21 protein-coding genes are annotated in these 25,262 nt (G+C 68.5%); 8 read left to right on the forward strand and 13 right to left on the reverse strand.

The genetic code is table 11. From position 1 onward, the window contains the following. Positions 1-19 precede the first annotated feature (19 nt). Together JC881_RS28970 and JC881_RS28975 are read left to right on the forward strand one after the other, a co-directional pair. The gene (locus JC881_RS28970; protein ID WP_198789238.1) at positions 20-2,290 is read left to right on the forward strand and encodes a phosphocholine-specific phospholipase C; all 2,271 of its coding nucleotides are present in this window, start codon (positions 20-22) and stop codon (positions 2,288-2,290) included. A 53-nt stretch (positions 2,291-2,343) separates the two neighbouring features. Next, positions 2,344-3,735: an 8-oxoguanine deaminase gene (locus JC881_RS28975; RefSeq protein WP_198789239.1), complete on the forward strand. Its 1,392-nt coding sequence runs from the start codon at positions 2,344-2,346 to the stop codon at positions 3,733-3,735. 75 nt (positions 3,736-3,810) lie between these two features. Here the strand turns inward: JC881_RS28975 and JC881_RS28980 are convergent, their stop codons facing one another. From JC881_RS28980 to JC881_RS28990, 3 genes are read right to left on the reverse strand one after another with little or no spacing between them, the layout of a single operon-like run. After that, a complete protein-coding gene (locus tag JC881_RS28980) occupies positions 3,811-5,094 on the reverse strand; it encodes a c-type cytochrome (RefSeq protein WP_198789240.1) in 1,284 nt (427 codons plus the stop codon). 7 nt (positions 5,095-5,101) lie between these two features. Continuing rightward, positions 5,102-5,821, reverse strand: a complete 720-nt coding sequence (locus JC881_RS28985; RefSeq protein WP_198789241.1) for a c-type cytochrome — start codon at positions 5,819-5,821, stop codon at positions 5,102-5,104. Further along, positions 5,818-6,006 carry a DUF2970 domain-containing protein gene (locus JC881_RS28990; RefSeq protein ID WP_198789242.1) on the reverse strand — a complete coding sequence of 63 codons (189 nt, stop codon included), beginning with the start codon at positions 6,004-6,006 and terminating at the stop codon, positions 5,818-5,820. The genes JC881_RS28985 and JC881_RS28990 overlap by 4 nt, the downstream gene beginning before the upstream one ends. Before the next feature lie 100 nt (positions 6,007-6,106). On the opposite strand from JC881_RS28990, the gene JC881_RS28995 reads away from it, so the two are divergent. Continuing rightward, positions 6,107-7,537: an aminotransferase-like domain-containing protein gene (locus tag JC881_RS28995; protein WP_198789243.1), complete on the forward strand. Its 1,431-nt coding sequence runs from the start codon at positions 6,107-6,109 to the stop codon at positions 7,535-7,537. On the opposite strand, the gene JC881_RS29000 is transcribed toward JC881_RS28995, so the two are convergent. The 7 genes from JC881_RS29000 to JC881_RS29025 form a co-directional block, all read right to left on the reverse strand. Continuing rightward, on the reverse strand, positions 7,485-8,759 hold the full coding sequence (locus JC881_RS29000) for an MFS transporter (protein WP_198789244.1): 1,275 nt from the start codon (positions 8,757-8,759) through the stop codon (positions 7,485-7,487). The two genes, JC881_RS28995 and JC881_RS29000, sit on opposite strands and share 53 nt — an antisense overlap. A gap of 90 nt (positions 8,760-8,849) precedes the next feature. Continuing rightward, complete coding sequence (locus JC881_RS32640; protein WP_269823220.1) at positions 8,850-8,984, reverse strand: hypothetical protein; 135 nt, start codon at positions 8,982-8,984, stop codon at positions 8,850-8,852. Positions 8,985-9,052: 68 nt separating this feature from the next. After that, positions 9,053-9,880: a phosphonoacetaldehyde hydrolase gene (phnX, locus tag JC881_RS29005; RefSeq protein WP_198789245.1), complete on the reverse strand. Its 828-nt coding sequence runs from the start codon at positions 9,878-9,880 to the stop codon at positions 9,053-9,055. A 156-nt stretch (positions 9,881-10,036) separates the two neighbouring features. Next, positions 10,037-11,173 carry a TIGR03364 family FAD-dependent oxidoreductase gene (locus JC881_RS29010; RefSeq protein ID WP_198789246.1) on the reverse strand — a complete coding sequence of 379 codons (1,137 nt, stop codon included), beginning with the start codon at positions 11,171-11,173 and terminating at the stop codon, positions 10,037-10,039. Continuing rightward, a complete protein-coding gene (locus JC881_RS29015; RefSeq protein WP_198789247.1) occupies positions 11,173-12,888 on the reverse strand; it encodes a putative 2-aminoethylphosphonate ABC transporter permease subunit in 1,716 nt (571 codons plus the stop codon). Before JC881_RS29015 ends, JC881_RS29010 begins: the two co-directional genes overlap by 1 nt. A 165-nt stretch (positions 12,889-13,053) precedes the next feature. Then, entirely contained in the window at positions 13,054-14,127 is a 1,074-nt protein-coding gene (locus JC881_RS29020) for an ABC transporter ATP-binding protein (protein WP_198789248.1), read from the reverse strand. 111 nt (positions 14,128-14,238) lie between these two features. Beyond that, on the reverse strand, positions 14,239-15,276 hold the full coding sequence (locus JC881_RS29025; protein ID WP_198789249.1) for a putative 2-aminoethylphosphonate ABC transporter substrate-binding protein: 1,038 nt from the start codon (positions 15,274-15,276) through the stop codon (positions 14,239-14,241). Positions 15,277-15,453: 177 nt separating this feature from the next. Here JC881_RS29025 and JC881_RS29030 point away from each other — a divergent pair, with 177 nt between their 5' ends. Then, positions 15,454-16,014 carry a phosphonate degradation HD-domain oxygenase gene (locus tag JC881_RS29030; protein ID WP_198789250.1) on the forward strand — a complete coding sequence of 187 codons (561 nt, stop codon included), beginning with the start codon at positions 15,454-15,456 and terminating at the stop codon, positions 16,012-16,014. 108 nt (positions 16,015-16,122) lie between these two features. Then, the gene (locus JC881_RS29035; RefSeq protein WP_198789251.1) at positions 16,123-17,913 is read left to right on the forward strand and encodes an ABC transporter ATP-binding protein/permease; all 1,791 of its coding nucleotides are present in this window, start codon (positions 16,123-16,125) and stop codon (positions 17,911-17,913) included. On the opposite strand, the gene queC is transcribed toward JC881_RS29035, so the two are convergent. Further along, positions 17,895-18,617 (reverse strand): 7-cyano-7-deazaguanine synthase QueC, encoded by a 723-nt coding sequence (gene queC, locus JC881_RS29040; protein WP_198789252.1) that lies wholly within the window; start codon positions 18,615-18,617, stop codon positions 17,895-17,897. The genes JC881_RS29035 and queC overlap by 19 nt on opposite strands. 78 nt (positions 18,618-18,695) lie before the next feature. Here queC and JC881_RS29045 point away from each other — a divergent pair, with 78 nt between their 5' ends. Together JC881_RS29045 and JC881_RS29050 are read left to right on the forward strand one after the other, a co-directional pair. Then, positions 18,696-19,106 carry a DUF2177 family protein gene (locus tag JC881_RS29045; RefSeq protein WP_198789253.1) on the forward strand — a complete coding sequence of 137 codons (411 nt, stop codon included), beginning with the start codon at positions 18,696-18,698 and terminating at the stop codon, positions 19,104-19,106. Between the two features lie 87 nt (positions 19,107-19,193). Further along, complete coding sequence (locus JC881_RS29050; RefSeq protein WP_198789254.1) at positions 19,194-20,336, forward strand: acyltransferase family protein; 1,143 nt, start codon at positions 19,194-19,196, stop codon at positions 20,334-20,336. Between the two features lie 13 nt (positions 20,337-20,349). On the opposite strand, the gene JC881_RS29055 is transcribed toward JC881_RS29050, so the two are convergent. Beyond that, complete coding sequence (locus tag JC881_RS29055; protein WP_198789255.1) at positions 20,350-20,841, reverse strand: cyanophycin metabolism-associated DUF1854 family protein; 492 nt, start codon at positions 20,839-20,841, stop codon at positions 20,350-20,352. Further along, positions 20,838-23,111, reverse strand: a complete 2,274-nt coding sequence (locus JC881_RS29060) for a cyanophycin metabolism-associated ABC transporter (RefSeq protein ID WP_198789256.1) — start codon at positions 23,109-23,111, stop codon at positions 20,838-20,840. The genes JC881_RS29055 and JC881_RS29060 overlap by 4 nt, the downstream gene beginning before the upstream one ends. A gap of 139 nt (positions 23,112-23,250) precedes the next feature. Between JC881_RS29060 and JC881_RS29065 the strand changes: the two genes are divergently transcribed. After that, on the forward strand, positions 23,251-25,262 hold a 2,012-nt coding region (locus JC881_RS29065), incomplete at its 3' end, for a cyanophycin synthetase (protein ID WP_443083379.1).

Genomic DNA, 25,262 nt, shown 5'->3' on the forward strand with positions numbered 1-25,262 from the left:
AAACACCCAGAACAACACCATGACCTCACGCCGCAAATTCCTCACGGGCACCGCCACCACCGGTGCCGCCGCGCTCGCGCTCTCGGCCTTTCCGCCGAGCATCCGCCGCGCCCTCGCGATCCCTGCCAACAACAAGACCGGCACGATCATGGACGTCGAGCACGTCGTGATCCTGATGCAGGAGAACCGTTCGTTCGACCACTACTTCGGCACGCTCAAGGGCGTGCGCGGCTTCGGCGACCGCATGACCATTCCGCTGCCCAATGGCCTTGCGGTGTGGCAGCAGCTCGACGACGCCGGCAAGCAGGTGGTGCCCTACCACCTCGATGCGAGCAAGGGCAACGCGCAACGCGTGAGCAGCACGCCGCACACCTGGGTCGACTCGCACAACGCATGGGACGGTGGCCGCCTCTACCAATGGCCGCGGTACAAGAAGGTGAGCAACAAGGCGCCCTTCACGCAGTCGATGGGCTATCTCGCGGAGGCCGAGCTGCCGTTCCAGTTCGCGCTGGCCAACGCCTTCACGATCTGCGACGACTATCACTGCGCGATGCACACCGGCACGCACGCCAACCGCTCGTTCCATTGGACCGGCACCAACGGCCCGAACAGTTCGGCTGGCGGCAACCAGGCCTATGTGAACAACGTCAACCCGTGGAGCTCCACCGGTCCCTCGACCGAGGGCTACGAGTGGAAGACCTATGCGGAGCGCCTGCAGGAAGCCAACGTCAGCTGGATCGTCTACCAGAACATTCCGAACAACTACGGCTGCAATCCGCTCCTGGGCTTCAAGCCGTACCGCAAGGCGAACGAGGCCTCGGCCAAGCCGGTGAGCACCTCGCTGCCGCAAGGCGCATCGCCTGCCTATGCGCCCGGCGACGATGCCGGCAACCCGCTCTACAAGGGCACGGCCAACACGCTGCCGGTGGCGAACCAGGCGGCCTTCGATGCGGGCGCGATCTTCGATGCGTTCCGCGCCGACGTGAAGGCCGGGCGCCTGCCGCAGGTCTCGTGGGTCATTCCACCGGACGTGTACTCCGAGCACCCCGGTCCGTCGAGCCCCGTGCAGGGCGCCTGGTACATCCAGGAGGTGCTGGACGCGCTCACCGCGGTGCCCGAGGTGTGGAGCAAGACGGTGTTCATCGTCAACTTCGACGAGAACGACGGCTACTTCGACCACGTGCCCTCGGCCTCCGCGCCTTCGCCGATTCCGTCGGCCGACCCGGGCGTGAAAATCTTCGCCGGCAAGACCACGCTGTCGGACGCGGACCTGAGCTACGAGTATTTCAACCACCCCAAGCCGCCGGGCATGACCGCCTCGCAGCCCACGCCCGACGGCAACGTCTACGGGCCGGGCATGCGCGTGCCGATGTACGTGCTCTCGCCGTGGAGCCGCGGCGGCTGGGTCAACTCGCAGACCTTCGACCACACCTCGGTGCTGCGTTTCCTGGAGGCGCGTTTCGGCGTGAAGGAAACCAACATCAGCCCGTTCCGCCGCGCGGTGAACGGCGACCTCACGAGCGCCTTCAATTTCGCGACGCCGAATGAAGAGGCGCTGCCCACGCTCGCGGGCCGCCGCAGCAAGGCCGAGGCCGACCAGGTGCGCGCCGCGCAGGACGCGCTGCCGCAAGTCATGCCGCCGGGCGACGGCAAGCTGCCCGTGCAGGTGACGGGCACGCGGCCTTCGCGCGCGCTGCCTTACGAACTGCATGCGAGCGCCAAGGTCGACACGACCGGCGGCAAGGTGCAACTGCTGTTCGCGAACACCGGCAAGGCTGCCGCCGTGTTCCACGTCTACGACAAGCTCAACCTCGATCGCCTGCCGCGCCGCTACATGGTGGAAGCGGGCAAGTCGCTCGACGACACCTGGGCTGCGGCCGCCGACAACGCGGGCAAGTACGACCTGTGGGTGCTCGGGCCGAACGGATTCCATCGCCACTTCCAGGGCGACCTCAATGCCGTGCGCGCGGGCGATGCGGCGGTGCCCGAGGTGCGCGTGTGCTACGACATCGCCAACGGCAACGTCTACCTGAGCATGCGCAACGACGGCAAGGCGGCCTGCAAGTTCACCATTCGCGCCAAGGCCTACCGCGGCGACGGCCCGTGGACCGCGACCGTCAACGGCGGTGCGACGACCGACCAGCACTGGGAGCTCGAGGCAAGCGGGCAGTGGTACGACTTCGCGGTCACCTGCGATGCAGACCCGGCCTACTACCGCCGCTTCGCCGGCCGCGTGGAAACCGGCAAGCACACGGTGAGCGACCCCGCGATGGGCATGCCCGACCTCTGAGCGGCCGCGCGACTTTGCGCGATCTCGCGCAACCTCGCGCGCAGAATGCCGGCATGCTGATCCTTCGACATGCCGACATCCTCGTCACCATGGACGCCGCGCGGCGCGAGATCGCCGACGGCGCCGTGGTGACCGACGGGCCCGCGGTGGCCTGGGCCGGACCCACCGCGGAACTGCCCACCGCGTACCTTGATGCGCTGCGCAACGGACAGGCCGAAGCCATCGACATGCACGGCCATGTCGTGATGCCCGGGCTGGTCAACACGCACCACCACATGTACCAGAGCCTCACGCGTGCCGTGCCCGAGGCGCAGGACGCGGAGCTCTTCGGCTGGCTCACGAGCCTGTACCTGCTGTGGGCGCGCCTCACGCCCGAGATGACCCGCGTCTCGACGCAGACCGCGATGGCCGAGCTGATGCGCTCGGGCTGCACCACCACCAGCGACCATCTCTATCTTTTTCCGAACGGCGCGAAGCTCGACGATTCGATCGAGGCGGCCGATGCCATGGGCATGCGCTTTCATGCGGCGCGCGGCAGCATGAGCGTGGGCCGCAGCGCCGGCGGCCTGCCGCCCGACGAGGTGGTGGAAACCGAGGAGGCGATATTGCGCGACAGCGAGCGCCTCATCGGCCGCTGGCACGACGCCTCGCGTCATTCGATGCGCCGCATCGTGCTCGCGCCCTGCTCGCCGTTCTCGGTCTCGCGCGATCTGATGCGGCTGTCGGCCGAACTCGCGCGCGAGCGCGGCGTGTCGCTGCACACGCACCTGGCCGAGAACGACAACGACGTCGCCTATTCGCGCGAGAAGTTCGGCATGACGCCGGCCGAGTACGCGCAAGACCTGGGTTGGGTCGGCCGCGACGTGTGGCACGCGCACTGCGTGAAGCTGGACGAAGCCGGCATCGCGCTCTTCGCGCGCACCGGCACGGGCGTGGCGCACTGCCCGTGCTCGAACATGCGCCTGGCCTCGGGCATCGCGCCCATCGGAGCGATGCGCCGCGCGGGTGTGCCCGTCGGCCTGGGCGTGGATGGCAGCGCATCGAACGACGGCGCGCACATGCTGGGCGAAGCGCGGCAGGCCCTGCTGCTGCAGCGCGTGGGCTACGGCCCGGCGGCGATGACGGCGCGCGAGGCGCTGGAGATCGCGACGCTCGGCGGTGCGCGCGTGCTCGGCCGCGACGACATCGGCGCGCTCGCGCCGGGCATGTCGGCGGACATCGTGGCCTTCGACATGCGCGGCGTGGCGCACGCGGGCGCGTGGCATGACCCGGTGGCTGCGCTGGTGTTCTGCACGCCGGGGGAAGTCTCGTTGAGCGTGATCAATGGCGAAGTCCGCATCCGGGACGGACGCTTCACGGCGCTCGAATTGCCGCCCCTGCTGGCGAGGCACCGCGCGCTGGCGCGCACGCTGTACGACGGCGCGCGGCATCCGCACACGGCCTAGTGATCGATGCCGAGTGCGCACCTTTGCATTGCGCGTGAACCCCGATTGCCAAGCCTCGGGAACATCTGACGGCGCTCAGCGCCGCATGGTGTCCAGTGACGTAACGGGGGCGCTGTCGTTGCCCCACGAACCGCGGATGTAGGTGAGCACCGCCGCCACCTCCGCGGCATCGAGCACCTGTCCGAACGGCGGCATGCCGTAGGGGCGCGGATTGCCCGCCGTCGAAGGCAGGAAGCCGCCGTGCGAGACCACCTGGATGAGGTTCGTCGGCGGCGACATGTTCACCGCGCGATTGCCTGCCAGCGGCGGGTAGGCGCCGGTCGCGCCCTGGCCCTGGTCGCCATGGCAGTAGGCGCAGCGCTGGTCGTAGATCTTGCCGCCGCGCGCCATCGTGCCGGCATCGCGGCGGATGGGGGCCGCAGAGCGTGTTGGCTCTTCGGGCTTCGCAACGTCGGGCAGGTCTTTCAGGTAGCCCGCCATCGCCGTGAGGTCGGCCTCGCTCAGGTGCTGGGTGCTGCGGAACACCACGTCGGCCATCGGTCCCATCACCGAGCCGCCCGGTGCGGTGCCGGTCTTGAGCAGCGCCACCACATCGGCCGTGGGCCATCCGGCCACGCCGGCCTGGTGCTTGTCGGTGAGCGATGGCGCATACCAGTTCTCTACCGCAATGAGCCCGCCCGAAAGACCGAGCTTGGTCTCCGTCGCACCCAGCGAATTGCGCGCGCCGTGGCAGGCGATGCAATGGCCGAGCCCGTCGACCAGGTACGCGCCGCGGTTCCACTCGGCCGGCTTGCCCGCATTGGCCACGAAAGGCTCGGGCTTGAACGAGAGCGCGCGCCACACGGCCAGCGCGGCCTGCGTGTCGTAGGGAAAGCGCAGCCGGTGCGCGAGGTTCGGCGCGGGTGCGGGCGCCACGGTGCGCAGGTACGCGTAGACCGCGTCCGAGTCCTCGCGCGTCACCTTGGTGAAGTTCGGGTACGGGAATGCCGGATAGAGCAGGCGCCCGTCCTTGCTGCGGCCGTTGTGCATCGCGCGCCAGAAATGCGCGCTGCTCCAGCCGCCGATGCCGGCCTTGGCGTCGGCGGTGAGGTTGCTCGAATAGATGGTGCCGAACGGCGTCTCGATCGGAAGGCCTCCCGCGTAGGGCTGCCCGCCGCGCGTGGTGTGGCAGCCCGCGCAGTTGCCGGCCAGCGCGAGGTAGCGGCCGCGCTCGACCTGCTGGGGCGTGGCGTCGAAGGCCTGGGCTTGTTCGGGCAGCGGGGCTTCGCCGCGCAGGTTCATCGCCACGAGCACGCCGGCGCACACGGCGGCCAGCACGATCAGCGTCAGGAGGGTCCAGCCGAGGTGGCGCAGTTTCATCGCGGGCTCACTTCGGCATGCCGCCGCAGGCCACACGCTGCGATCCAGGCAGCGGTGCGGGCAATGAAGCCGCGGGCCTGGTGTTGGCCGGCATCGGCTGCACCGCCAGCCAGCCAGCGACGGCGTTGATGTCGGCCGTGGTCATGTGGCGGCCGACCTCGGCCATGCAGTCGGGCGCCATCGCATGCCGCTCGCTCGTGAGCCACGCACCGAGCTGCGACGACACATAGAGCCGCGGCAGCCCGAGCAGCCCCGGGATGGCCGGCTGCACGCCGGTGAGCGCCGCACCATGGCATTGCACGCAGGCCGGGATGCCGCGCGCCGCATCGCCTTCGAGCGCGAGCTTGCGGCCGCGCTGCAGCTGGTCGGGCGTGGCGTCGCTGATGGAAGAGATCGGCGGGTAAGGCAGGTCGAGCCCCGCGAAGTACTCGGCCATCTCGCGCAGGTACGCGTCCGACAGGTGCTGCACCATGTACGCCATGTCGGCGTTGAAGCGGCGGCCGTCGCGAAAGCTCACGAGCTGGTTGAAGAGATAACCCGCGGGCTTGCCGGCCAGGCGCGGAAAGAAGCCCGCGTTGGTGGTCGCGCCCTCGCGGCCGTGGCAGGCGATGCAGGCGGCCACGCGCTGCTCGATGGTGTCGGGCACGGTGGCCGGCGGCGCGGCGCTCGCCACGCCTTGCACGAGGAACAGCAGCGCGAGCGCCAAGGAGCGAAGGCCGGCCATCATGTGCCGGCCACGAAGCGCGCCAATGTGATCAGGCCCGCGACCAGCAACAGCACCACGAACAGCGCCACGCCGATCAGCGGCAGGATGCCGACCTGCGCGGTCCGCTTGTCGGCGTCGGCGCGGCGGCCGCCCAGCCCGATGAAGCTCCAGAGAACGGCGCGCACCGCGCGCATGAGATTGGACATGCACCGACTGTGCCCCAGAAAGCCCCAAAAAAACAGATGCAGATCCCGCCCGATTCACCGGTGCAGATAAAGTCCGGGCGAATGACTGCGATGGAGCTTTATGAAGCGCTATGAAGCCCTGGCCGCCGACATCGAGGCCTCGATCCGCAACGGCACGCTGAAGACCGGCGACCGCCTGCCCTCGGTGCGCCACACCGGGCAGAGCCGCGGGGTCAGCGCCTCGACGGTGTTCCAGGCGTACTACCTGCTGGAAGCGCGCGGCCTCGTGCGGGCGCGCGACCGCTCGGGTTACTACGTCACCGGCGGGGGCCTGCGCGACGCGCCGCCCGAATCCACCCTCACCTCGCGCCCGGCGGAGGGCCCCATGTCCCTCGACGTGAGCGACCAGGTGTTCGACATCCTCGAGGCCAGCATGTCGCGCAAGGTCGTGCCCTTCGGCTCGGCGTTTCCGAGCCCGCTGCTGTTCCCGCTCGCGCGCCTGGGCCAGTTCATGGCCGCGAGCGCCAAGTCGCTCGACCCGTGGAGCACGGTGGACGACCTCACACCCGGCAGTGCGGCGCTGCGCCGGCAGATCGCGCTGCGGTATCTCGCCGATGGCATGCAGGTGCCGGCCGAGGAGATCGTCGTCACCAACGGCGCGCTCGAGGCGCTCAACCTGTGTCTCGCGGCTGTCACGCGGCCGGGCGATGCGGTGATCGTCGAATCGCCCACCTTCTACGCCGCGCTGCAGGCGCTGGAGCGCATGGGCCTCAAAGCCATCGAGGTACCCACGCACCCGGGCGAAGGCATCGACCTGGGCGCGCTCGAACAGGCCATCGCGGCCCACAAGCCCAAGGCCTGCTGGCTCATGACCACCTTCCAGAACCCGCTCGGCAGCCTGATGCCCGATGCGAAGAAGAAGGCGCTGGTCGCGCTGCTCGCACGCCATGAACTGCCGCTGATCGAGGACGACGTGTACGCCGAGCTCTACTTCGGCGACCGGCGTCCCGCGCCGGCCAAGGCCTTCGATACGCAGGGGCTGGTGCTGCATTGCTCGTCGTTCTCCAAGTGCCTCGCGCCGGGCTACCGCATCGGCTGGACCTCGGCCGGGCGGTTCGCGCGCAAGGTGGCGCGGCAGAAGCTCACGTCCACGCTCAGCACCTCGGCGCCGGCGCAGCTGGCGCTCGCGGCGTACCTGGAGAAAGGCGGCCTCGACAAGCACCTGCGCAAGCTGCGCCAGACGCTCGCGATGCAGCAGGCGACCTTCGCGCAGGCGGTGGGGCATTACTTTCCCGAGGGCACGCGCGCCACGCGGCCGCTGGGCGGCTACTTCCTGTGGGTCGAGCTGCCGCCGCAGGTGAACGCGCTGGACATCCATCGCCAGGCGCTGGCACTGGGCATCAGCGTCGCGCCGGGGCCGATCTTTTCAGCGACGCGCGCGTTCACCCATTGCCTGCGCCTGAACTACGGCCACGCGTGGAACGCGCAGAGCGAGAAGGCTATGCGGACACTGGGCCGGCTGGTGGCCGAAGCCGCAGGCGGTACAGCCTGAAGAGCAGGAACGATGCGATGCAGAGGTTCAGCAGGTTCCAGCCGATGCCGTTGACGAACGCTGCGTGGTAGCTGCCGGTCAGGTCGAACACCTTGCCCGACATCCACCCGCCCAGCGCCATGCCGAACAGCGAGAACATCAGCACCGTGCCCACGCGCGCCCCGGCTTCCTTCGGCGGAAAGTGCTCGCGCACGATGATCGCGTAGGCCGGCACGAGGCCGCCCTGGAAAAGCCCGAACAGCGCCGAGATCACATAGAGCGACGCGAGCCCGTCGAACGGCAGGAACAGGAGCAGCGCGATGCACTGCAGCACGCCGCCCAGCAGCAGCGTGCGCAGGCCCCCGATGCGATCGCAGATCGCGCCCGACACCAGCCGGCTCACCACGCCGAAGCCCAGCATCAGCGACAGCATCTGCGCGCCCCGCGCGGGGCCGTAGCCCAGGTCGCCGCAGTAGGCCACGATGTGCACCTGCGGCATCGCCATCGCCACGCAGCAGGCCACCGCCGCAACGCACAGCAGGGCCTGGGCCGAGCCCATGCTCAGGCCGAAGGGCCGCGTCATGTCGCGCGGCGCCGCTGCATGCGACGCATGGCTGACCGGTGCGGCCGCCACCGCCGGCGGCCGTGCGCGGAAGAAAAGCGCGAGCAGCGCCATCGCGATGCCGCAGAAGATGCCCATGCCGATGTAGGTCTGGCGCCAGCCGACCGTCTCGATGAAGTGCTGCGCGATGGGCGGCCAGATGGCGCCGGCGACATAGTTGCCGCTCGCGCAGACCGCCACCGCAATGCCGCGCCGCTTGACGAACCAGAGCGACGTGTCGGCCACCAGCGGCGCGAAGGCCGCCGAACTGCCGAGCAGGCCCACCAGCAGGGCCTGCGCGACGGTGAACGAGACGATGCCGCCCGACAGCCCCGTGGCGATGTAGCCCGCGGCGAGAAAGACCGAGCCCCCGAGGAGCGGCCACATCACGCCGAAGCGGTCGGCCAGCCTGCCCATGAGCACGCCGCCGAAACCGAAGCCGAGCATCAGCCAGGTGTAGGGCAGCGAGGCGGCGGCGCGGTCGATGCCGAACTCGGCCTGCACCGCCGGCAGCATCACCGAGACCACGTACATGCCGCTGCTGCCGACCGTCATGATCAGGAGCGTGAGGGCCAGGCGCAGCATGGCGTAGCGCGAATCCGCCGCGTGGACGGTTGTCTCGGATGTCTCGGATGTCTTCATTGTTTTTCTCCTCGCCGAGGATACCCTCCGGCGCGAAGATGCGAGCGAGCACGGTCCGGCGGCGCGGGGCCGCAGATGCGGATCAGCGGATCAGCTCACCGACACGACCGGCAGCGTGACGTTCGCCGCAGCCTTGGGCATCGGCCCACCCGGCTTTGGCTTGTCGTCGCAACCGGCCGCAACGAGGCCGATGCAGAACAGAAGAGCGAGTGCTGTGCTTCTCATGCGGCGGATGCTATGCCCGCCGCCTTGCGCGTCAAGTCGGACGCGATGCCGCGCCGTTATCGGCGGTATCAGGCAGGTACCGGGCGCTCGCCGGATTGCAGCCGGCGCTCGATATCCTCGAGCACGTTCGGGAGGTCCGCCACGCTGTCGATCACGTAGTGCGCACCGGCCGCCTTGAGCTGCGTGGTCGCGATCTCGCGCAGGGCCTGCTGCTGCACCTCGTCGAGCGCCGTCCACTCGGCCAGCGTGAGCCCTACCGAGTTGCCGCTGATGGCAAGGCCCACGGCCCAGCTGCCGGCATTGAGGCCTTCCTGCAGGCCCACGCCGGTGTCGTCGACCTTCACCACGGTGTGCGGCGGCCAGACGCCCAGGTCGGCGAAGCAGCGGTACATCATGAGCGGCGACGGGCGGCCTTCGGCGAGGTCGCCACCGCACACGAGATTGTCGGGCGCGTAGCCGCCGGCCGCCGCGATGGGCACGACCACTTCCATGATCGGGCGGTTGTAGCCGGTGGTCGAGCCGATCTTCAGGCCCCGCTCGCGCGCGGTGTTGACCGCGTCGATCGCGCCGGGAATGAAGTCGGCATGGTCGCGCGCGCTCGCGGCATTCATCGGCGTGAACACTTCGTAGAGGCGGTCCACATCCGCATCGTTGAAGGCGTGGCCGTGCTTCGCTTCCCATTGCGAGCCGATGCGCGGCAGTGTGCCGAGCGCCTTGATGTGGTCCCACTTGGCCATGCCCATCGGGCCGCGCGCTTCGGCGATGGTGATGTCCACGCCGAACTGTTCGAACAGCTTCACGAAGGCGCCCATGGGCGCGCAGGAACCGAAGTCGAGGATGGTGCCGGCCCAGTCGAAGACGACGGCCTGGAGCTTGGAGTGGTTGTGGGCGTTCATGGCAACAAATGGAGGGGAGTGGACGAATTTTCGATCGGTCAATCGATAGACCCCGTTCGGGCTGAGCCTGTCGAAGCCTCGCGCGGCGCTTCGACAAGCTCAGCCCGAACGGTTGGATCTTCCGAACGCGATCGGGTATGAATCATCTGGTGCGCCTCACCATGCGTCGAAAACGTCGTGCGCGATGCCGAAGCCGGTGCTCGCGCCGCTGCCGCTGGTGACCAGCACCACGCGCGTGGCGTCGTCGGGCGCGTCGATCACGCAGGGCGTGGTCTGGGATGAAGGGTAGACGCCGGTCCAGCGCTCGGTGATCTGCGCGGTCTCGAGGTTGAGCGTGCTGCGCAGGTGGCGCAGGATGAGCTGGTCGACCTCTTCCATCGCGAAGGGCTCGGGCGCATCGCCGTAGTGGTGCGAATCGCCGACCACGAGCGAGCCGTCGGCGCTCTGCACCACGATGAGGTGGATGCCGTGCGCGAGCGACGCGGCCTCCTCCTGCTGCAACCGCGCGCGCAATGCGGCGGCCTCGGGCAGCGTGCTGTAGCCCTCGTAGCGCACGAGGCTCAGGTCCATCATCACCGAGCCCGGCAAATGAAAGCCCGCCTCGGGCTTCACGCGCAGCATCTGCAGGCGGCACAGCGTGAGATCGTGGGCGGCGATGCGGTCGGCGAAGAGACCGTGCAGGTCGGTGTTGGTGCAGACCACCACGCGCTCGCCGCGCAGCGTGCCGCGTGAGGTGCGCACGCGCGGCGTCTCGACTTCGTGCACGGTTTCGCCGAAGCGGAACACCACGCCGTGCACCTCGGCCAGCCACTTCGCGAAGAGGCCGATGGCGGTGCGCGATTCGACGCGCAACTCGTGCGGGCTGAAGAGCACCGAGCGCGCGTCGGCCAGGCTCAGCGCCGGGGCCTTGGCTTGTGCATCGGCGGCATCGAGCAGCTCGCAGGCCTCGCCCATCGGCGTGCGCATGAAAGCTTCGAGCACGTCGTGCGCCTCGGGCCGGTAAGCCGCGAGCCAGAGGTTGCGGTGCACGATGTCGATGCCCGCCTGCGGCGCAACGCTTTGCCACACCTCGCGCGCCTGCATCGCGCGGCGCCAGGTGTCGCCCGGCGCCTGGCCGGTGATGGTGATGAAGCCGAAGTTGCGGATCGACGCGCCGATGGCGGCCGCGTCGCGCTCGACCACGCAGACCTTCAGGCCCCGCTGCGCCGCGGTGTAGGCATGGGCCAGGCCGACGATGCCGGCGCCGACGACGATGAGGTCGAAACTGTCTTTGCTCTCGGGGGTACCGGGCATCACCGGTTTCTCCAGGCTTGGGTGCGCTGGAGCGCCCAGTGCCCGGCCAGTGCGAACACGCCGCGGCCGATGGCGGCCGTGAGCATGATCAGCGAGGCCATGGCGGCGGCGGGCGCCACGTCGCCGGCATCGTCCATGTTGAGCACGGCGATGGCCGCCAGCGTGGTCTGCGGCGAGTAGAGGAACACGACGGCCGACACGGTGGTCATCGCGTTGACGAAGAAATAGCCGCCCACGTTGAGCACGGTCGGCAATGTCACCGGCAGGTGCACGCGCCAGAGCGTGCGCCAGAACGGCACGCCCATCGACTCGGACACCAGCTCGTACTCGCGGTCGAGCTGGCGCAGCGCGGTGAGCGAGGTGAGATGCGCCACCGAGAAGAAGTGCGCCACGGTGCAGATCACGAGGATCGTCATGCCGCCGTACAGGCCGTTCAGCGGATTCGATGGCGAGATGAAAAAGAAGATGTAGCCCACGCCCAGCACCAGTCCCGGCACCGCGAGCGGCAGGTTCGCCAGCAGGTTGAGCAGCTCGCGCAACAGGCCGAAGTGGCGCGGCTTCTCCACCAGGTAGGCCGAGACGAAGGTGACGAGCGCGCCCGCCACCGCCGCGCAGAGCGCGAGACGCAGCGAGTTGAAATAGCTGCCCCAGCCGCCGCCGTCCATGTTGCTGAAGTCGTAGTTCTTCAGCGACGGTGCGAGTTGGTAGGGCCAGTAGGTCGCGAGCGATGCGAACACCGCCATGCCGATCATCACGAGGATGGCGCAGGCCGTGAGCGCGCAGAACGCGAGCAGTGCGCGGTCGCGCGTTGCCACGGGCTCCGGTTGATAGGGCGTGGCACGCGCCGAGAGCGCCGCGGCCTGCTTGCTGCGAACGTAGCGCTCGACGAGAAAGGAGAGCACCGCCGGAATCAGCAGCACGAGGCCGACCACCGCGCCCATCTGGAAGTTCTGCTGGCCGACCACCTGCTTGTAGATGTCGGTCGCGAGCACGCCGGTCTGCCCGCCCACCACCTTGGGCACGCCGAAGTCGGTGATGACGAGCACGAACACCACCATCGCGGCCACGATGAGGCCGTAGCGCGAGGACGGCAGCGTCACGGTGCGGAAGATGCGCCAGCGGGAAGCGCCCAGCGTCTGCGCCGCTTCATAAAGACGACCGTCCGATGTGGCCATGGCGGTCGTGAGGATCAGCAGCGCATGCGGCAGCGTCCAGAACACCGAGCCGAGCACGATGCCCAGCGGCCCGTAGATCGAGGCATCGCCCATCAGCCCCTTGAAGAGCCCCTGGTTGCCGAAGAGGTAGACCAGGCTGATGGCCGGCAGCAGCGAAGGCGCCAGCAGCGGAATGAGCGCCACCGCGCGCAGCAGGCCCTTGGCCGGCATGCACGAGAGCGTGAGCCCGTAGGCGAACACGTAGGCGATGGCCGTGCAGATCACCGCGCTGACCGCGGCGATCCACAGGCTGTTGAAGGCCGACTGCACGAGCGCCGGGCTGTCGAGATAGCGCGCGAAATTCGCCAGGCCCACGAACGCGCCCGCGCGGTCGAAGAAGCTCTGGCCCACCAGCGCGCCGACGGGCAGCGCGACGATGACCACCAGCAGCAGCACCATCAACGCGACGGCCGCGCCCGTCAGCCAGCGCTCGCGGTCGAACGCGCTGCTGCGCGGCATCGCCATCGGTACGACGGCGATGGCGTCGGGAGAACTGCTCATGGCTCAGAAGGTGTGAATGGATTCGGCGTGCCCGAGCAGCCCGCCCAGGCGCATCCGATCAAGGCGCAAAGCGCAGCCATAGCTCGGGCTATGGCGAGCATTTGCAACGCCGAGCGGGTGTGTCTGGGCGGGATGAGCGGGCATGGCGGATTCGTTCACACCTTCTCAGTGCGCGAGGACCGAGAGCGCATTCAAGGGCAGTTGGATGTGCACCATGCTGCTGGGCACCAGCGGCTCTTCGCCGCCATAGCGCGCATCGGCCGGCAGCTCGGCCTCGATCTCGATGCCCAGCGGCTCGCAGGCCAGCCGCGCCGAGGTGCGGTTGCCGAAGAATTCCGTGTCGAGCAAACGCGCCGCAAAACTGTTGGCGCCCAGCTCGGTGCCGAAGCGCTTGACCACCACGTGCTCGGGACGGATGCCCACGGTGGCCTGCGAACCCACGCTGAGGTTGCCGGGCGCGCAGAACAGTTCGCTGTCGCGCACGCGCACCTTGCCATCGGCCAATACGGTCGCGGGCAGCATGTTCATGCGGCCGACGAAGCCGGCCACGAAGCGGGTGCGCGGCTGGCGGTACAGCTCGTCGGGCGTGCCGGCCTGCTCGATGCGGCCGTTGTGCATGAGCACCACGCGGTCGGCCATCGAGAGCGCTTCTTCCTGGTCATGCGTGACCATGATGGTGACGATGCCCAGGCGCTTTTGCAGCGAACGGATTTCGCTGCGCAGGCTCGCGCGCACCTGCGCGTCGAGCGCGGAGAGCGGCTCGTCGAGCAGCAGCAGGCGCGGATTGGGCGCGAGCGCGCGCGCCAGCGCGATGCGCTGCTGCTGGCCGCCCGAGAGCTGCACCGGGTATTTGTCGGCATGCGCCGTGAGGCCCACGAGGTCGAGCATCTCGCGCGAGCGCTTGGCCATCTCGCGCGCGAGGGCGCCCGTCGGATGCAGGCCGTAGGCGATGTTCTGCGCCGCCGTGAGGTTGGGAAACAGCGCATACGACTGGAACACCACGCCGAAGCCGCGCGCCGCGGGCGGCAGGCCCGCGATGTCCTGGCCGCCGAGCAGGATCTGCCCGCTGTCGGCGCGCTCGATGCCGCACACGATGCGCAGCAGCGTGGTCTTGCCGCAACCCGAGGGACCGAGCAGGCACACGAATTCGCCCGGCTCGATGTCCAGGTCGATGCCGTCGAGCACGCGGGTGGCGCCAAAGGATTTGCCGATGCCGCGGAGGGAGAGAAAGCTCGTCATGTGCTTTTTGCCGTTAGGACTGAATCCATCACCGTTCGCCCTGAGCCTGTCGAAGGGCTGCCTCGCACGCGCAAGGCTTCGACAAGCTCAGCCCGAACCGTCGGAGTTGCATCAGAGCGGCGCCTTCTTTTCCGATTTGGATTCGTAGCGCTTGGACCATTCCGTCAGGATGCGGTCGCGGTTCGCGGCAGCCCAGGTGAAGTCGTTCTTGGCGAGCAGCTTCTCGACGTCGCCCGGCACGAACTCGAGCTTCTCCTGGATGCCCGGCAGCGCGAGCACGGCGAAGTTCTTCGCGTAGAGCTCGTTGGCCTGCTTGGTGACGGCCCAGTCGGCCAGTGCCTTGGCGGCGTCCTGCTTCTTGCTGGTCTTGATGATGCCGGTGGCTTCCATGTCCCAGCCCAGACCTTCCTTGGGCAGCACGATGTCGATCGGCGCGCCGTCGCGCTTGGTCTTGTTGGCGCGGTATTCGAACGACATGCCGAGCGCGAACTCGCCAGCGCCGGCCTGGCGGCAGGGCTTGCTGCCCGACTGGCTGTAGATGCCGATGTTCTGGTGCAGCGCGTCCATGTACTTCCACGCCTTTTCTTCGCCCATCATCTGGATCCAGCCCGACACCATCAGGTAGCCGGTGCCCGATGCCGCGGGGTTGGGCATGGTGATCTGGCCCTTGTAGACCGGGTTCGCGAGGTCCGCCCAGCTGGTGGGCTTGGGCAGGTTCTTCTTCGTGGCTTCGGCGGTGTTGAAGCAGATGGCCGACGACCACACGTCCATGCCGACCCACTTGGGCGGATTCGCCGGATCGCGCATGGTGGCCTTGATGGCCTCCAGGCCCTTGGGCGCGTAGGGCTGGAGCATGCCTTCCTTGTCCAGCAGCATGAGCGACGTGGCGGCCAGGCCCCACACCACGTCGGCCTGCGGGTTGGCCTTTTCGGCCAGCAGCTTGGCGGTGACGATGCCGGTGGAATCCCGCACGAACTTCAGTTCGATGGTGGGGTTTTCCTTTTCGAACGCGGCCTTGTAGGCCTGCACCTGGTCGGCTTCGAGCGCGGTGTAGACCAGCAGTTCGGTGCGGCCCTGCGCGGAGGCGGCGACAGCCAGCGAGAACAACGCGGCGGGCACGGCAACGCGGCGGATGAAGCGGAACGACATGATGGGAGATCCCTCGGGAAGGTATGAAAGTACGCGGACGAAAGTACGCACGGCGTGACCGTGAACGCGGCGATGCTCGCAGCGCCGTGTGACAGGGGTTTGTCAGATGCGTCACACGGATGTCATGGCGCGCGACGACGCTTCGCAGGCTGTCGCACGCGCTTCCGTTTCACTTCCATGACACTCGACCTCGCAGAGATCGCCCGCCTGTTCGCCGAACGCGGCGGGGTCGCCTACGCGGGCGAGCCGGTGTCGCAGCTGGAGCACGCGCTGCAATGCGCGTGGCTCGCCGAGCAGGCGGGCGCGGGCGATGCGCTCGTCACGGCCGCGCTGCTGCACGACCTCGGGCACCTCTTGATCGCCGAGCACCAGACGCTCGCGCAATCGCCCACCGAGCTGGGCATCGGCGACCGTCATCAATACATCGCATTGCCTTTGCTGCGCGGCGCCTTCGACGTCGAAGTGCGCGAGCCGATCCGGCTGCATGTGGATGCCAAGCGCTACCTGTGCGCGACGCGGCCGGACTATTTCTCGAAGCTCTCGCCCGATTCGGTGCGCAGCCTCGCGCTGCAGGGCGGGGTGATGGATGCGGCAACGGCGGCGCGTTTCGCCGAGCACCGCTGGGCCGCCGACGCGGTGCGGCTGCGGCTGTGGGATGAAGAGGCGAAGGCCCAGGGGCTGAAGACGCCGCCGCTCGCGCACTTTCTTGCGACGGCTGCGCGGGTGCTGTTGCGCTGACCAGGCTTTTTTTGCCCGGCGGTCGGGTTTCAGGTCCGTTTAAGAAACATTTGTCTACTATGGTTTCCTCATGATGTCCGGCGCACCTGCGCCTGCGAGGAAATCTGCATGTCTTCATTCGTCACGGCGCGCGCGAGCTCGTTCATCCAGGTCCTGCGCCGCGTCTTCACACTGGCGGCGCCCTATTTCCGGTCGGAAGAGAAATGGCGCGCCCGCACGATGCTCTTGGCCATCGTGGCGCTCAATCTCTTCTATGTGTACGTGGCGGTGCTGGGCAACCAGTGGTACGGGCGCTTCTACGACGCGCTGCAGAACAAGGACTCTGTAACCTTCTGGCGCGAGGTCGGCGTGTTCGGCTGGATCGCGTTCGCCAACATCGCGGTCCAGGTGCTCAAGTTCTACGTGACCCAGCTGCTGCAGCTGCGCTGGCGCGCCTGGATGACGCGCAGCTACCTTGCGCGCTGGACCGCCGACCGCACCTTCTATCACCTGGAACTCGCGCGCTATGCGGGCAACAACGGCCAGACGCCGGACAACCCCGACCAGCGCATCCAGGAAGACATGCAGATGTTCACCAGCGCCACGATGTCGCTGTCGATGGGCCTGCTCAATGCCGTGGTCACGCTCCTGAGCTTCATCGGCCTGCTGTGGGGGCTGTCGGGCAATTTCTCCTTCACGTTCAGCGGCACCACCTACCAGGTCGTCGGCGCGATGGTCTGGGTGGCGCTGGGGTATTCGATTGCCGGCACGGTCGTCACCCATTTCATCGGCCGCCCGCTGATCGGGCTCAATTTCAGGCAGCAGCGCTACGAGGCCGACTTCCGGCACCACCTGGTGCGCGTGCGCGAGTACAGCGAAGCCATCGCGCTGGACCGCGGTGAAAAGGTCGAGCGCGAGCAACTCGACCTGCGCTTTGGCGACGTGCTGCGCAACTACCTGCAGCTGATCAAGCAGCAGAAGAACCTGGTGACCTTCACCTCGTTCTTCGGGCAGGCGGCGGTGATCTTTCCGTTCCTCGTGGCGGGGCAGCAGTACTTCGGCGGGGCGTTCCAGCTGGGCCACCTGATGCAGATCGGCTCGGCCTTCGGCAAGGTGCAGGAGTCCCTCAGCTGGTTCGTCGACAACTACGACAGCGTGGCGGTGTGGCGTGCCACCACCGACCGTCTCACCACTTTCGACGATGCCATGCGCGCCCACGCGACGCGTGAGAACGCGCTGCAACGCGACCCGGCGGCCGTGCTGCAGACCGGCGACCTGGCGGTCTCCCTGCCCAATGGAACGCCGCTGCTTTCGGGCGCCGCGTTTTCGGTGCGGCCAGGCGACAGCGTGCTGCTGCAGGGCCCGTCGGGCAGCGGCAAGTCGACGCTGTTCCGCGCCTTCGCGGGCATCTGGCCCTTCTCGCGCGGTCATGTGCAGGTGCCGGACGACGCGGTCTTCATGCCCCAGCGCCCCTACGTGCCCGACGGCAAGCTGCGCGACGCGCTGACCTATCCGAACCCGGCCGCGAACTTCAGCGACGACCAGCTGCGCCAGGCCCTGGCCGACGCCCTGCTGCCCGACCTGGCCGGCCGCCTGGACGACAGCGACTCATGGAGCCAGAAGCTCTCCGGCGGCGAGCAGCAGCGCCTGGCCATCGCACGCGTGCTGCTGAAGAAACCGGCATGGCTCTTCGCCGACGAGATCACCAGCGCGCTCGATGCCAAGGCCGAAGGCGAGCTCTACAAGCGGCTCTCGGACACGGTGCATGCGGCGGGCGGCGCGATGGTGTCGATCGCGCACCGCGCGGCGGTCGGCGATTTCCACAACCAGCGCTGGACGCTGGTGCCGCAGGAAGAAGGAACAGCGGGCGGCGCGCGCTACCGGCTGGACGCCTCGGCGGTTCAGCCCGCCGCGGCCTGACCCGCGTCGCTGGCGTAACGCTCCCAGCCCTTCTTGCGCAAATCGCAGGCGGGGCATTCGCCGCAGCCATAACCCCAGGCCTGGCGGTGCACGCGGTCGCCGAGGTAGCAGGTGTGGGTCTCTTCCACGATCAGCTCGACCAGCGGCTCGCCGCCCAGGCGCTGCGCCATCTGCCAGGTCTCGGCCTTGTCGATCCACATGAGCGGCGTCTCGATGACCAAGCGGCGCTCCAGCCCGAGCGAGAGCGCGAGCTGCATCGCCTTCATGGTGTCGTCGCGGCAGTCGGGGTAGCCCGAGAAATCGGTCTCGCAGACGCCGGTGACGATCACCTGCAGCCCGCGCCGGTACGCCAGCGCGCCGGCCAGCGTGAGGAACAGCAGGTTGCGCCCGGGCACGAAGGTGTTGGGCAGGCCGTCTGCCTGCATGGCGAAGGCGACCTCTTCGGTGAGCGAGGAGCCGCCCAGCTGGGCCAGCGCCGCGAGCGTGAGCACGTGGTCTTCGCCCAGGCGCGGCGCCCAATCGGGAAAGCGCTCGCGCATCTGCGCGAGGATGGTGCCGCGCACGTCCAGCTCGACGCGGTGGCGCTGCCCGTAGTCGAAGCCCAGCGTCTCCACGCGCTGGTACCTGGAGAGCGCGTCCGCCAGGCAGGTGGTCGAGTCCTGGCCGCCGGAGAACAGGACGAGGGCGGTGGTGTGCAGGGGCATGTGCGTCAGCGAAAGGCGCTGTAGTCCAAAGGCGCGATTTTCGCAGGCACTGCCGGGGGCGCGGATACGATCCCGCGGATGAGCACCAAACACCTCGTCGCATGGGCCGCCACCTTCATCGTGCTGTTGGTGATCGACATGCTCTGGCTCGGCGTCGTCGCCAAGAACATGTACCAGCAGGCGATGGGGGACCTGATGTCGCCCGAGCCACGGCTCGCCTTCGCGGCGGTGTTCTACCTGCTGTACCCCATCGGCCTCCTGGTCTTTGCGATCCTGCCGGGCATCGACGCGCAGAGCGTCACGCGGGCGGCGGTGCTGGGCGGGCTCTTCGGGCTCTTCTGCTACAGCACCTACGACCTGACCAACCTGGCGGTCATCCGCAACTGGCCGCTTGGGCTGTCGTTCATCGATATTGCCTGGGGAACGCTGGTGAGCGGCGTCGCGGCCGCGGCGGGCGCCCTGGCGTTGCGCTGGTACGCCGGGCGTTGATTTCGTCCCACACTATGACTTTAGTCATGGTGGTTGTAACGCCTTGTCAGGGCAAAATCCTGCACCAACGATGCAGGGGACAACAAGATGGGCGAGCGCGGTACCGCGATCAGCTTCGAAGACTTTCAGGGCACACGCAATTTCGCCGCACTCGATGGCCTGCGGGCCGTCTCCGTCTTCCTCGTCTTCAGTGACCATTTCGGCGGCATCGGCTGGACGCGCTTCTCGGGCTGGCTCGGCGTCCACGCCTTCTTCGTCCTCTCCGGCTTCCTGATCACCACGCTGCTGCTGCGCGAGCGCGACAGCACCGGCCGCATCTCGCTCAAGGCCTTCTACATCCGCCGCGCCACCCGGCTGCTGCCGCTCTACCTCCTGGTCTTCCTGGCCGTGCTGGGCATGAGCCGCCTCGCGCAGGACGGCACCTGGGAGCAGATGAAGGCGGCCACGCCGTACTACCTGACCCTCCTCAACGAGCTGGCCGACATGGCGCCCCTGCACATGACCTGGACGCTGGGCGTGGAGTGGAAGTACTACCTCCTCTGGCCCACGCTGCTCGTGGTCTTCGGCACCACGCTGCGCTCGGGCCTGGCAACCGTCGGCTTCTGCCTCGCGGCGCTGGCCATGGTCGCCATCGGCGATTTCCAGTGGAGGCTGCTGCTTCCGCAAAACTACGTGGGCATGCTGTTCGGCTCGGGGCTGGCCATCCTGATGAATTCGCGCCGCACCTTCGGGTGGGTTCGCTGCCTCATGACGCATGGCGCGGCCATCGCGCTCGTGCTGGCGCTCTTGGTGGTGCACCGGCGCTTTCCGGTGATCGCCGGGCGCATCGGCGATGCGTCGGCCATCGCGGTGTACAGCCTGCTGATCGCGATGCTGATCCCGGCCCTGCTCGCCGCGCGCACCTGGGTCGCCCGGGCGCTGGCATCGAAGCCGCTGGCGTTCGTCGGGCACCGCTCCTATGCGATGTACCTGGTGCAGTACACCGCCGCGCACGCGGTGATCGCGATGCTGCCGGGCCCCACCATCGTGGGCGGCACGCTGCTCCTTCTTTCGTTCGCCGTGGCGCTGGTGCTCTCCGACCAGCTCTACCGCTGGTTCGAAAAGCCGATCACCGACTGGGGCCACCGCTGGGCCCGGGCGGTGAAGCAGGCGGCCCTTTCGAAGACGCCGCTGCCGGGCTGCGACGCGGCCGCGGCGCTGCACCCGGCCAGGAGCCGCAGCCCGCTCTGACCCAGGCTTCGGCCTAGAGAAAGCGCTCGAGCAGCTTGCGCGAAGGCCGGTCCAGCGCCTTCGCATCGGGAATGCGGAACTGCACGCCGTGCGCGCTCGCAATCAGCAGCGCGCCGCCTTCGAGCCGGCGGATGTCTTCCTCGGCCTTGAGCACGAAGCTGGTGTCGCCGCGGTCGGTGCTCACGGTCCAGGTGCTGGGCACGCCGAAGCTGGAGACCTTGTGCAGCTTCAGCAGCGTGGGCGCGAAGTCGCGCACCGCCAGTTCTTCTTCGAGCAGCGCCCGTGCCGGCGAAGGCAGCGTCTCCACGCGGTCGATCCAGACCAGCTCGCGGCCGTCGCCGCCGACCAGCGAAATGCCCTCGCCGGGCGCCGTGAGCGGAAAGGCGCGCACGGGCGTGATGCCCACGTGGTGCTCGCCCTGCGTGTCGGTCAGCACGAGGCGGCCGAAGGCGTCGCGCGCCAGGGCGAAGGCGATGGTGATGGTGGTGGTGTTGTCGGGGGTCATGCGTCGCCTGCCGGATGTGCCGCGTGGCTGACGAGCGGCAACTGGGCGCCGGCGCGCTCGTCGGCCGCGCCTTCGCTCGCGTCGTCGTCGCCCTGGCGCAGCTGCGCCTGGTAGAGCCGCCAGTAGGCGCCCTGCCTGGCCATGAGCGCGTCGTGCGGCCCGACCTCGACCACCTCGCCGCGGTCCATGACCACGAGCCGGTCGGCCTTGCGCAGCGTCGAGAGGCGGTGCGCGATGGCGATGGTGGTGCGGCCCTGCACGAGGTTGTCCAGCGCCTTCTGGATTTCCTTCTCGGTCTCGGTGTCCACCGCCGAGGTGGCCTCGTCCAGGATCAGGATGCGCGGATCGATCAGCAACGCGCGCGCGATGCTGATGCGCTGGCGCTCGCCGCCCGAGAGGCCCTGGCCGCGCTCGCCGACCAGCGAGTCGTAGCCGTGCGGCAGGCGCAGGATGAAGTCGTGCGCGTGCGCGGCGCGGGCGGCGGCCACCACCTCTTCGCGCGTGGCGTCGGGTTTGCCGTAGGCAATGTTCTGCGCGATGGTGCCGAAGAAAAGGAACGGCTCCTGCAGCACCAGCCCCACGTGGCGCCGGTAGTCGGCCACGGCGAAGCGGCGGATGTCGGTGCCGTCCACCTTGATGGCGCCGTCGGTCACGTCGTAGAAGCGGCAGATCAGGTTCACCAGCGTGCTCTTGCCCGAGCCGCTGTGGCCCACGAGGCCGATCATCTCGCCCGGCTCGATCACCAGATCGAGGTCGTGGATCACCGCGCGCGAGCCGTAGCGAAAACCCAGGCCGCTCATCTCGATGCGCCCCTGCACGCGCTCCACCTTCACCGGGTTCGCCGGCTCGGGCACGTTGCTCACGTGGTCCAGGATGTCGAAGATGCGCTTGGCGCCGGCCGCGGCCTTCTGCGTGACCGAGACGATGCGGCTCATCGAATCCATGCGCGTGTAGAAACGGCCGATGTAGGCGATGAAGGCGGTGAGCACACCCACCGTGATGCTGCCGCGCGAGACCTGCCAGATGCCGAAGCCCCACACCACGAGCAGGCCGATTTCGGTCAAGAGCGACACGGTCGGCGTGAACACCGACCAGGTGCGGTTGAGCTTGTCGTTCACCTGCAGGTTGTAGGCGTTGGCGGTGCGAAAGCGATCGGCTTCGCGGCGCTCCTGCGCGAAGGCCTTGACCACGCGGATGCCGGGAATGGTGTCGGCCAGCACGTTGGTCACCTCCGACCACACGCGGTCGATCTTCTCGAAGCCGGTGCGAAGGCGGTCGCGCACCACGTGGATCATCCAGGCGATGAAGGGAAGCGGCACCAGCGTGACCACCGCGAGCAGCGGGTTGATGGAGATCAGGATGGCCGCCGTCATGACGATCATCAGCACGTCGTTGGCGAAATCGAGCGCGTGCAGCGACAGGAAGACGTTGATGCGGTCGGTTTCCGAGCCGATGCGCGACATCAGGTCGCCGGTGCGCTTGCCGCCGAAATAGTCCAGCGGCAGGGTCAGGAGGTGCTCGTAGGTGCTGGTGCGCAGGTCCGCGCCGATGCGCTCGGACACCAGCGCCAAAAGGTAGGTGCGCGCCCAGCCCAGGCCCCAGCCCAGGAGCGCCGCGCCCAGCAGGCCGCCGAGATATAGGCCCACGCGGCCCGGATCGATCTCCTTGCCGTTCTGGAACGGGATCAGGATGTCGTCCATCAGCGGGATGGTCAGGTAGGGCGGCACCAGCGTGGCGGCGGTCGAGAGCAGGGTCAGGAAAAACCCTGCAAAGAGCTGTTTGCGGTACGGCTTGGCGAAGCGGCCCAGGCGCAGCAGAACCCAGGTCGAGGGCGGGGTCTGCAGCTCGGTGTCGGCCGGCTCCTCGCCGTCGGCGGCTTCGGGTGTCGCTTCCGTGACACCGGCCGCGCGCTGGCCGAACAGCTTGAGAAGGCGCAGCGCGTTGGCCTGGCTGCCGAGCGTGTAGCGCCAGCGCGCCAGGCGGCCGTCGGGGCCGGTCAGGTCGAGCGTGCCGACGCCTGAATGGTCGGCCAGAAGCAATTGAAGCGCGGGTTCGGTGAGTGGCCACTCACGCCATTCGCCGCCTGGCTCCAGCGCAATCAGGCGCTGGTCAGTCAGGGCAACTAGGCCGGAAGCGAAACGAAGTTCGTAATCAAGGTCAACCGCGAGTGTTACCAGAACGTTTTCCGCGACTGCGAGCCGGTTTTTCAGCGCGCCTGAAGCCGCCTCGATTTCGCCCTCCCGGGTGCCGACTGGATCGTGATGTTGCATTGTGTTTCTTTGACTCTTGCCCGTCGCGGGCCGCAGGGACCGCGTCATGGCGTCCTTTGTCGGGCGCCGATTCTGACTGATCACCATGGGCGCGCTTGAAGGCGCCGTGGTGCTCGGCCAAAGCACATCGAACGTTTTCATGACCCGTTTCGACGACATCCGCCTGCTGCGCATCAACTATTTGCGCGGTCCCAACCTCTGGACCTACCGTCCGGTGCTCGAAGTCTGGCTCGACCTGGGTCAGCTGGAAGACTTCCCCTCCAACAAGATCGACGGTTTCACCGACCGCCTCACGGCCCTGCTCCCGGCGCTCATCGAGCACCACTGCGGCGTGGGCGAGCGCGGCGGCTTCATCCAACGGCTGACCGAAGGCACCTGGTCGGGCCACGTGCTGGAGCACGTCGTCATCGAACTTTTGAACCTGGCCGGCATGCCGACCGGGTTCGGGCAAACCCGTAGCACCTCGGAGCACGGCGTCTACCGCATGGTGTTCCGGGCGCGCGACGAGCAGGTCGCCCGGGTGGCGCTGGCCGAGGGCCATCGCCTCTTGATGGCCGCGATCAACAACGACCCGTTCACCGCCGCCGAAGTGCAAAAGGCCGTCGATGCCGTCAAGGCCAAGGTCGAAGACTGCTACCTCGGCCCGAGCACCGCCGCCATCGTGGCCGCGGCCACCGACCGCGGCATCCCGCACATGCGCCTCAATAGCGGCAACCTCGTGCAACTGGGCTACGGCGCCAACCAGCAGCGCATCTGGACCGCCGAGACCGACTACACCAGCGCCATCGGCGAATCGATCGCCAGCGACAAGGAGTTGACCAAGTCCCTGCTCGCCAGCTGCGGCGTGCCCGTGCCCGAAGGCCAGATCGTCGCCAGCGCCGAAGAAGCCTGGGAAGCCGCCGAGGACATCGGCCTGCCGGTGGTCGTGAAACCCTCGGACGCCAACCACGGCCGCGGCGTGTCGCTCGAGCTGACGACGCGCGAAGAAGTCATGGCCGCCTTCGCGGTCGCCGAGCCCGAAGGCAGCGACGTGATGGTCGAGCGCTTCATCCGCGGCCACGAACACCGCCTCCTGGTGGTGGGCGGCGAAGTGGTGGCGGCCGCGCGCGGCGAGATCATCACCGTGACCGGCGACGGCAAGTCGAGCGTGGCCGAGCTCATCGAAAAGCAGCTCAACAGCGACCCGCGCCGCGGCGCCGAAGAGGAATACCCGCTCGACCTGATCGTGCTGGCCACCGACGCCAAGCTGCAGCTCGAGCTCAAGCGCCAGGAACTGGACGGCGCCGCCGTGCCGGCCGCCGGCCGCGTGGTCACGATCCAGCGCAACGGCAACATGGCCAACGACTGCACCGACCAGGTCCACCCCGAAGTCGCGCACGCCGCCGTGCTGGCCGCGCGCGTCGTGGGCCTGGACATCGCGGGCATCGACCTCGTGGCGCAGGACATCTCCAAGCCGCTGGGCCCGCAGCGCGGCGCGATCGTCGAAGTCAACGCCGGCCCGGGTCTGCTCATGCACCTGAAGCCGGCCGTCGGCTCGCCGCGCCCGGTGGGCCGCGCGATCTGCGACCACCTCTTCCCCAACGACGCGCCCGGCCGCATTCCCGTGGTCGGCGTGGCCGGCTCGCAGGACACCGCGGTGCTCGCGCGCCTGATCGCCTGGCTCATCAACCTGGGCGGGCGCCACACCGGCCTGGCCTGCCGCGACGGCCTGTTCCTGGAGCGCCGCCGCGTCGATGCGCGCAACAGCGCCAACTGGGAAGCCGGCCACCGCCTGCTCGTGAACCGCGCCGTGCAGGCCGTGGTGATCGAGAACGGCGCCGAGACCATCTTGCGCGACGGCCTGGCCTACGACCGCTGCGAAGTGGGCATCGTGACCGACCTGGAAGGCGCCGAGGCGCTCGCCGACTACGACATCACCGAGAGCGACCAGATGGTCAAGGTGCTGCGCACGCAGGTCGACGTGGTGCTGGGCGAAGGCACTGCCGTGCTGAACGCGGCCGATGCGCGCGTGGCAGGCCTCGCGCCGCTGTGCGACGGCGCCGTCATCCTCTATTCGGCCGACCCGCAGGCCGCCGCGCTCACCGCGCACCAGAGCACCGGCGGCAAGGCCGTGCTCGTGCGGCAGGACCGCGTGGTGCTGGCCAACGGCAG

It is taken from the genome of Variovorax sp. IB41 (genome assembly GCF_016405905.1).
Lineage (GTDB): Bacteria > Pseudomonadota > Gammaproteobacteria > Burkholderiales > Burkholderiaceae_C > Variovorax.

Coding starts and splice junctions, on each gene's coding strand:
- JC881_RS28970 (WP_198789238.1), top strand. CDS start 20: ATGACCTCACGCCGCAAATTCCTCACGGGCACCGCCACCACCGGTGCC.
- JC881_RS28975 (WP_198789239.1), top strand. CDS start 2,344: ATGCTGATCCTTCGACATGCCGACATCCTCGTCACCATGGACGCCGCG.
- JC881_RS28980 (WP_198789240.1), bottom strand. CDS start 5,094: ATGAAACTGCGCCACCTCGGCTGGACCCTCCTGACGCTGATCGTGCTG.
- JC881_RS28985 (WP_198789241.1), bottom strand. CDS start 5,821: ATGATGGCCGGCCTTCGCTCCTTGGCGCTCGCGCTGCTGTTCCTCGTG.
- JC881_RS28990 (WP_198789242.1), bottom strand. CDS start 6,006: ATGTCCAATCTCATGCGCGCGGTGCGCGCCGTTCTCTGGAGCTTCATC.
- JC881_RS28995 (WP_198789243.1), top strand. CDS start 6,107: ATGAAGCGCTATGAAGCCCTGGCCGCCGACATCGAGGCCTCGATCCGC.
- JC881_RS29000 (WP_198789244.1), bottom strand. CDS start 8,759: ATGAAGACATCCGAGACATCCGAGACAACCGTCCACGCGGCGGATTCG.
- JC881_RS32640 (WP_269823220.1), bottom strand. CDS start 8,984: ATGAGAAGCACAGCACTCGCTCTTCTGTTCTGCATCGGCCTCGTTGCG.
- phnX (WP_198789245.1), bottom strand. CDS start 9,880: ATGAACGCCCACAACCACTCCAAGCTCCAGGCCGTCGTCTTCGACTGG.
- JC881_RS29010 (WP_198789246.1), bottom strand. CDS start 11,173: ATGCCCGGTACCCCCGAGAGCAAAGACAGTTTCGACCTCATCGTCGTC.
- JC881_RS29015 (WP_198789247.1), bottom strand. CDS start 12,888: ATGAGCAGTTCTCCCGACGCCATCGCCGTCGTACCGATGGCGATGCCG.
- JC881_RS29020 (WP_198789248.1), bottom strand. CDS start 14,127: ATGACGAGCTTTCTCTCCCTCCGCGGCATCGGCAAATCCTTTGGCGCC.
- JC881_RS29025 (WP_198789249.1), bottom strand. CDS start 15,276: ATGTCGTTCCGCTTCATCCGCCGCGTTGCCGTGCCCGCCGCGTTGTTC.
- JC881_RS29030 (WP_198789250.1), top strand. CDS start 15,454: ATGACACTCGACCTCGCAGAGATCGCCCGCCTGTTCGCCGAACGCGGC.
- JC881_RS29035 (WP_198789251.1), top strand. CDS start 16,123: ATGTCTTCATTCGTCACGGCGCGCGCGAGCTCGTTCATCCAGGTCCTG.
- queC (WP_198789252.1), bottom strand. CDS start 18,617: ATGCCCCTGCACACCACCGCCCTCGTCCTGTTCTCCGGCGGCCAGGAC.
- JC881_RS29045 (WP_198789253.1), top strand. CDS start 18,696: ATGAGCACCAAACACCTCGTCGCATGGGCCGCCACCTTCATCGTGCTG.
- JC881_RS29050 (WP_198789254.1), top strand. CDS start 19,194: ATGGGCGAGCGCGGTACCGCGATCAGCTTCGAAGACTTTCAGGGCACA.
- JC881_RS29055 (WP_198789255.1), bottom strand. CDS start 20,841: ATGACCCCCGACAACACCACCACCATCACCATCGCCTTCGCCCTGGCG.
- JC881_RS29060 (WP_198789256.1), bottom strand. CDS start 23,111: ATGCAACATCACGATCCAGTCGGCACCCGGGAGGGCGAAATCGAGGCG.